This is a genomic window from Stenotrophomonas maltophilia (genome assembly GCF_047497515.2).
Taxonomy (GTDB): Bacteria; Pseudomonadota; Gammaproteobacteria; order Xanthomonadales; family Xanthomonadaceae; genus Stenotrophomonas.
Window position 1 is genome coordinate 178,195 of record NZ_JAXAXL020000006.1, and the last position, 6,199, is coordinate 184,393.

Annotated in this window: 5 protein-coding genes; all 5 read left to right on the forward strand. The window is 67.3% G+C overall.

Annotated elements, in window-relative coordinates:
* Window positions 1-47 precede the first annotated feature (47 nt).
* Window positions 48-1,175, forward strand: a complete 1,128-nt coding sequence (gene dprA, locus ACMZPQ_RS11475; RefSeq protein WP_197582604.1) for a DNA-processing protein DprA — start codon at window positions 48-50, stop codon at window positions 1,173-1,175.
* A 43-nt stretch (window positions 1,176-1,218) separates the two neighbouring features.
* On the forward strand, window positions 1,219-1,692 hold the full coding sequence (locus tag ACMZPQ_RS11480; protein ID WP_197582605.1) for a DUF494 family protein: 474 nt from the start codon (window positions 1,219-1,221) through the stop codon (window positions 1,690-1,692).
* A 39-nt stretch (window positions 1,693-1,731) separates the two neighbouring features.
* Window positions 1,732-2,481 (forward strand): pilin, encoded by a 750-nt coding sequence (locus tag ACMZPQ_RS11485; protein WP_197582606.1) that lies wholly within the window; start codon window positions 1,732-1,734, stop codon window positions 2,479-2,481.
* Between the two features lie 49 nt (window positions 2,482-2,530).
* Window positions 2,531-3,463: an RDD family protein gene (locus tag ACMZPQ_RS11490; RefSeq protein WP_197582607.1), complete on the forward strand. Its 933-nt coding sequence runs from the start codon at window positions 2,531-2,533 to the stop codon at window positions 3,461-3,463.
* Window positions 3,464-3,656: 193 nt separating this feature from the next.
* The gene (locus tag ACMZPQ_RS11495; protein WP_197582608.1) at window positions 3,657-6,122 is read left to right on the forward strand and encodes a DNA topoisomerase I; all 2,466 of its coding nucleotides are present in this window, start codon (window positions 3,657-3,659) and stop codon (window positions 6,120-6,122) included.
* Window positions 6,123-6,199: the final 77 nt, after the last annotated feature.

A 6,199-nucleotide genomic window follows, 5' to 3' on the forward strand; every position in this document is an offset into this window, starting at 1 on the left:
CGAAGGCGCCCTAGGGCGCCTTCGTTGTATCCGGCCGATAGTGGGGAATGACCAGACATGCGGATGAGGCGCTGCTGCGCCTGGTGATGGCGGGCGGCGCGCTGGCGCCACGACGTGCGCTGCTGCAGAGCGGGGAAGATGCCGAGGCGGCCATCGCGCTCGACGTCGCCGGATGGCGTGCACATGGCTGTACGCCGGAACAGTGCGCGGCACTGCAGCGCCCCGACCCGGCGTCGTGGGCAACCGCGCTGCGCTGGCTGCAGGACGACCACCATCACCTGTTGGCCTGCACCGACCCGGCCTTTCCGCCGCCTCTGCTGGATGTTCCGAACCCACCGCTGGCACTGTTCGTGGCCGGCGACCCCAGCCTGGCCTGGCGGCCGTCGGTGGCGCTGGTCGGCAGCCGCTCGCCGACGCCGGGCGGCCGGGCGCTGGCGGCGCGCTTTGCCGGCTGCTTCGTCGAAGCGGGCCTGGCCGTGACCAGCGGGCTCGCGGCCGGCATCGATGCGGCCGCCCACCAGGCCACGCTGGACGCCGGCGGCTGTACCGTGGCGGTCATCGGCACCGGACCCGACCGGGTGTATCCGGACAGTCATGCCCGGCTGCAGGCCCGGATCGTCGCCGAGGGCGTGCTGCTCAGCGAATACCTGCCGGGCACGCCAGCCCGGCCCGGCCACTTCCCGGCGCGCAACCGATTGGTGGCCGGGCTGGCGCTGGCCACGGTGGTGGTCGAAGCCGCGCAACGCTCCGGCGCGCTGATCACCGCACGGCTGGCCGCCGAGGCCGGCCGCGAGGTCTGCGCCCTGCCCGGCTCGGTGCTCAATCCACGGGCGGCGGGCTGCCACCGGCTCATCCGCGAGGGTGCGGCGCTGGTCGAGCGCGCCGAAGACGTGCTGGAGCTGCTGGCCCCCACGCTGCGCCACCAGCTGCCGGCCTTGCAATCGCGGCTGTCCACCCCCACTGAACAGGCACCGCCGGCATTCCTGCCGGCGCGCTGGGCCGACGACCCTGACTACCAGTGCTTGTGGCGGGCCCTGGACCACAACCCAAGCGGTATGGATTCACTGATCACGCGTTGTGGATTGACGACGTCACAGGTGTCCTCCATGCTGCTGGCCATGGAACTGGCGGGAATCGTGGTGTGCGTACACGGCCGCTACTGTCGAACTCCCTAGTTTCTTCACCTCCACAGCGTCGCGCGACGCAGGCCGAGGGGCAATGAAAGAGAGCATCCTGGACGTACTGCTGTACCTGTTTGAACACTATTTCAGCGAAGATGCGGACCTGATCCGTGACCGCGATTCGCTCCAGAACGGCCTGATCCAGGCCGGTTTCAGCCCAACCGAGATCAACAAGGCGTTCGACTGGCTCGACGCCCTGGCCGCGCAGCGGCCAAGCATGGCCCAGGCCCGGGTCGATGGCCCTGTGCGCATCTATCACGGCCCCGAGCTGGACAAGCTGGACGTGGAATGCCGCGGGTTCCTGCTGTATCTGGAACAACACGGCATCCTCGACGCCGACCAGCGCGAACTGGTGCTGGACCGGGCCATGGCCCTGGACCAGGACGAACTGGACCTGGACGACCTGAAGTGGGTCGTGCTGATGGTGCTGTTCAACCAGCCCGGCTCCGAAGCGGCATATGCCTGGATGGAAACGCAGATGTTCATGGACGAGCCAGAACCCCTGCACTGACCGTACACTTGGGGGCATAGCGCATTCAGGAGCGTCCCCGTGAGCGAGTGGTTCCATGCAGAAGGCAACCGGCAGCAAGGCCCGCTGCCGGCGGAACAGTTGGTTGAGTTGTTCCGCAACAACCAGATCTCCCTGGATACCCTGGTCTGGCGCGACGGCCTGGCGCAATGGCAGCCGTTGCGCACGGTGGTCGACGAACTGGGCCTGATCGTGCCGGCGCTGGACGTGCCCGCAGCACCGGGTGAGCCGGAACCCGAGCCGGTACCGCCACCGCCGCAGCCGCCGGTGCTGCCGGCTTCCACGCCCTACACCACCCCGCCATCGGCGGCCGCCCTGCCGGCACCGAAGAAGAAACTGTCCGGCTGCGCGCTGACCGCCATCATCGGCGGCGGCCTGTTGCTTGTGCTGGTGCCGGTCATGGCGATCCTTGCCGCGATCGCGCTGCCGGCCTACAACGACTACACCGTGCGCGCCAAGGTCGCCGCCGCAGCCGATGCCCTGCACCCGCTGCAGGGCCAGGTGCAGCATTTCGCCGATGAGCAAGGCCGCTGCCCGGGCGCCAACGATGCCGGCTTCCCGGCCGCTGGCGACTTCACCCAGGTCGGCCTTTCGGCGGTGAACATCGGCCGTTTCAACAACGGCCACTGCGGCATCGAGGCGACGCTGGCCATGCCGGGCAAGAGCATTGACGGCGATCTGCTGTGGCTGGAATACGATCGCGACAGCGGTCGCTGGGAATGCAGCGGCGAAAGCGACGACAAGTACCTGCCCACCGCCTGCCGCGGCTGAGCCGCAGGCACGCGGGCAACTCCAAGGACGATCCAACAGGGAATATGCGATGACTGAGTGGTATTACGCAGAAGGACAGCAACGCCAGGGGCCCTTGCCGGTCGAGGAGATCCGCCAGCGCTTCCAGCGCGGCCAGCTGAGCCTGGACTCCCTGGTCTGGCGCGAAGGCATGGCGCAGTGGGCGGCATTGCGCCAGGTGGTCGACGAGCTCGGCCTGCAGACCCTGGCCGATGCCAGCACGGCCACCCTCAGCGGCGGTTTCGACCTGCGAGGCGACTATGCCGCCATCGACAATGGCACCGCGCCGCTGCCGGGCACCGGCGCGCTCAGCAGCTCGCCCTACAGCGCCCCTGCGGCGGCCGGTGGCGCTGGCCATGGGCAGCCGGTGGTGGGCGGTGAAGTGGTCTACGCCGGCTTCTGGAAGCGCGTGGCGGCCTACATGATCGACTACTTCGTGCTGGTGATCCCCGGCGCCATCATCGGCGCCATCATCGGCGTGCTGCTGGGCGCCGGCATGGGCGCGGCAGGCAGCGGGGAATCGGCCATCGAAGTGGTCGCGCAGGTGACCAGCGCACTGATCAACTTCGGTATCGGCATGGCCTACTACACCTGGTTCCATGCCTCGCGCGGCGGCGCCACGCTGGGCAAGATGGCGGTCGGCATCAAGGTCGTGCGCAGCAACGGTGAGCGCCTGACCCTGGGCCGCGCATTTGGACGTTACTGGGCCATGCTGCTGAGCAGCTTCACCCTCGGCATCGGCTTCCTGATGGCGGCCTTCACCGAGCGCAAGCAAGGCCTGCACGACATGATCTGCGACACCCTGGTGGTCGATCGCTGGGCCTACACCGACCAGCCGCAGCTGCAGCGCCGCGAGCTGGGCACGGTCACCGTGCTGGTGCTGGTGGTGACCGCGCTGCTGGCGCTGGCAGGCCTGGTGCTGCTGGTGGCCGCGGTCGGCTTCATTGCCAAGATGGCCTCCTGAACGGCCATCCTCACGCCTGGCTGCTTGACACGGGCTGGCCGGGCGTGATTCCTCTAATAAGGTGAAACCTGAACGCCCGGCACATTACCGGGCGTTCAGCTTATGGATTTGCGCGTGGCCGCTTCACTAATGCGGCCGTTTGCTCCACCCTAGCGGCCCCTTCCCCACGGTTCGCCCCACAGACCCTCCTGCCATGCCCAAGCACCTGCTCATCGTCGAATCGCCGGCCAAGGCCAAGACGATCAACAAATACCTCGGCAAGGACTACACGGTCCTGGCCTCGTATGGGCATGTGCGTGATCTGATTCCGAAGGAAGGCGCGGTCGACCCGGACAACGGGTTCGCCATGCACTACGACGTCATCGACAAGAACGAGAAGCACGTCGATGCGATCGCCAAGGCCGCCAAGGGCGCCGACGACATCCTGCTGGCGACCGACCCGGACCGCGAGGGCGAGGCGATCAGCTGGCACATCGCCGAGATCCTGAAGGAACGCGGGCTGGTCAAGGACAAGCCGATGCAGCGCGTGGTGTTCACCGAGATCACCCCGCGCGCCATCAAGGAAGCGATCAGCCAGCCACGCGCGATCGCCAGCGACCTGGTCGATGCCCAGCAGGCGCGCCGCGCGCTGGACTACCTGGTCGGCTTCAACCTGTCGCCGGTGTTGTGGCGCAAGGTCCAGCGCGGCCTGTCCGCCGGCCGCGTGCAGAGCCCGGCGCTGCGCATGATCGTCGAGCGCGAGGAAGAGATCGAAGCCTTCATCGCCCGCGAGTACTGGTCGATCGCTGCCGAGTGCGCGCACCCGTCGCAGCACTTCAACGCCAAGCTGATCAAGCTGGATGGGCAGAAGTTCGAGCAGTTCACCATCACCGACGGCGACACCGCTGAAGCGGCGCGCCTGCGCATCCAGCAGGCCGCGCAGGGTTCGCTGCACGTCACCGACGTGGCCAGCAAGGAGCGCAAGCGCCGCCCGGCGCCGCCGTTCACCACCTCCACCCTGCAGCAGGAAGCCTCGCGCAAGCTCGGTTTCACCACGCGCAAGACCATGCAGGTCGCGCAGAAGCTGTACGAAGGCGTGGCCATCGGCGATGAAGGCACCGTCGGCCTGATCTCGTACATGCGTACCGACTCGGTGAACCTGTCGCAGGATGCGCTGGCCGAGATCCGCGACGTGATCGCCCGTGATTACGGCATCGCCTCGCTGCCGGACCAGCCCAACACCTACCAGACCAAGTCGAAGAACGCCCAGGAAGCGCACGAAGCGGTGCGCCCGACCTCGGCACTGCGTACCCCGGCCCAGGTCGCGCGGTTCCTGACCGACGACGAGCGCCGCCTGTACGAGCTGATCTGGAAGCGCGCGGTGGCCTGCCAGATGATTCCGGCCACGCTCAACACGGTCAGCGTCGATCTGTCGGCCGGCAGCGAGCACGTGTTCCGCGCCAGCGGCACCACCGTGGTCGTGCCCGGCTTCCTGGCCGTGTACGAGGAAGGCAAGGACAACAAGAGCGCCGAAGACGAGGACGAAGGCCGCAAGCTGCCGGCGATGAAGCCGGGCGACCGCGTGCCGCTGGAGCGCATCCAGGCCGAGCAGCATTTCACCCAGCCGCCGCCGCGCTACACCGAAGCGGCGCTGGTGAAAGCGTTGGAAGAGTATGGCATCGGCCGTCCCTCGACCTACGCCTCGATCATCCAGACCCTGTTGTTCCGCAAGTACGTGGAAATGGAAGGCCGCAGCTTCCGCCCGTCCGACGTCGGCCGTGCAGTCTCCAAGTTCCTGTCCAGCCACTTCACCCAGTACGTGGACTACGACTTCACCGCCAAGCTTGAGGACGAGCTCGACGCGGTCTCGCGTGGCGAGGAAGAGTGGATCCCGCTGATGTCGCGTTTCTGGGAACCGTTCAAGGAACTGGTCGAGGACAAGAAGGAATCGGTCGACCGCGCCGAGGCCAGTGGCGCGCGCGAGCTCGGCACCGATCCCAAGACCGGCAAGCCGGTGAGCGTGCGCCTGGGCCGTTTCGGGCCGTATGCCGCCATCGGCAGCACGGCCGAGGACGCCGAGGAGAAGCCGAAGTTCGCTTCGCTGCGCCCCGGCCAGTCGATGCACACCATCTCCCTGGAAGACGCGCTGGAACTGTTCCTGATGCCGCGCGCGCTGGGTGAGGACAAGGGCGAGCCGGTCAGCGTCGGCATCGGCCGCTTCGGCCCGTTTGCCAAGCGTGGCAGCACCTATGCGTCGCTGAAAAAAGAAGACGACCCGTACACCATCGACCTGGCCCGCGCCGTGTTCCTGATCGAAGAGAAGGAAGAGATCGCGCGCAACCGGATCATCAAGGAATTCGAAGGCAGCGACATCCAGGTGCTGAACGGCCGCTTCGGCCCCTACATCAGCGACGGCAAGATGAACGGCAAGATCCCCAAGGATCGCGAGCCGGCATCGCTGACCCTGGCCGAAGTACAGCAGCTGATGGAAGAAACCGGCAAGCCGGTGCGCAAGGGCTTCGGTGCCAAGAAGGCCGCCGCAAAGAAGGCACCGGCCAAGAAGGCCGCGGTGAAGAAGGAAGCGGCCCCGAAGAAAGCCGCAGCCAAGAAGGCCCCGGCCAAGAAAGCGGTGAAGAAGGCGGCAAAGAAGGCGGTAAAGAAGGCCGCCGCAAAGAAGTAGATCCACGCCATGCGTGGATGCTCTGCCACGCCATGCGTGGGTGAGGGGTGTGCGGACCAACGGTCCCCCCCCCCCCC

Bases quoted from the DNA above. Each gene is read 5' to 3' on its own strand.
- dprA (WP_197582604.1), top strand. From the start codon at position 48: ATGACCAGACATGCGGATGAGGCGCTGCTGCGCCTGGTGATGGCGGGC.
- ACMZPQ_RS11480 (WP_197582605.1), top strand. From the start codon at position 1,219: ATGAAAGAGAGCATCCTGGACGTACTGCTGTACCTGTTTGAACACTAT.
- ACMZPQ_RS11490 (WP_197582607.1), top strand. From the start codon at position 2,531: ATGACTGAGTGGTATTACGCAGAAGGACAGCAACGCCAGGGGCCCTTG.
- ACMZPQ_RS11495 (WP_197582608.1), top strand. From the start codon at position 3,657: ATGCCCAAGCACCTGCTCATCGTCGAATCGCCGGCCAAGGCCAAGACG.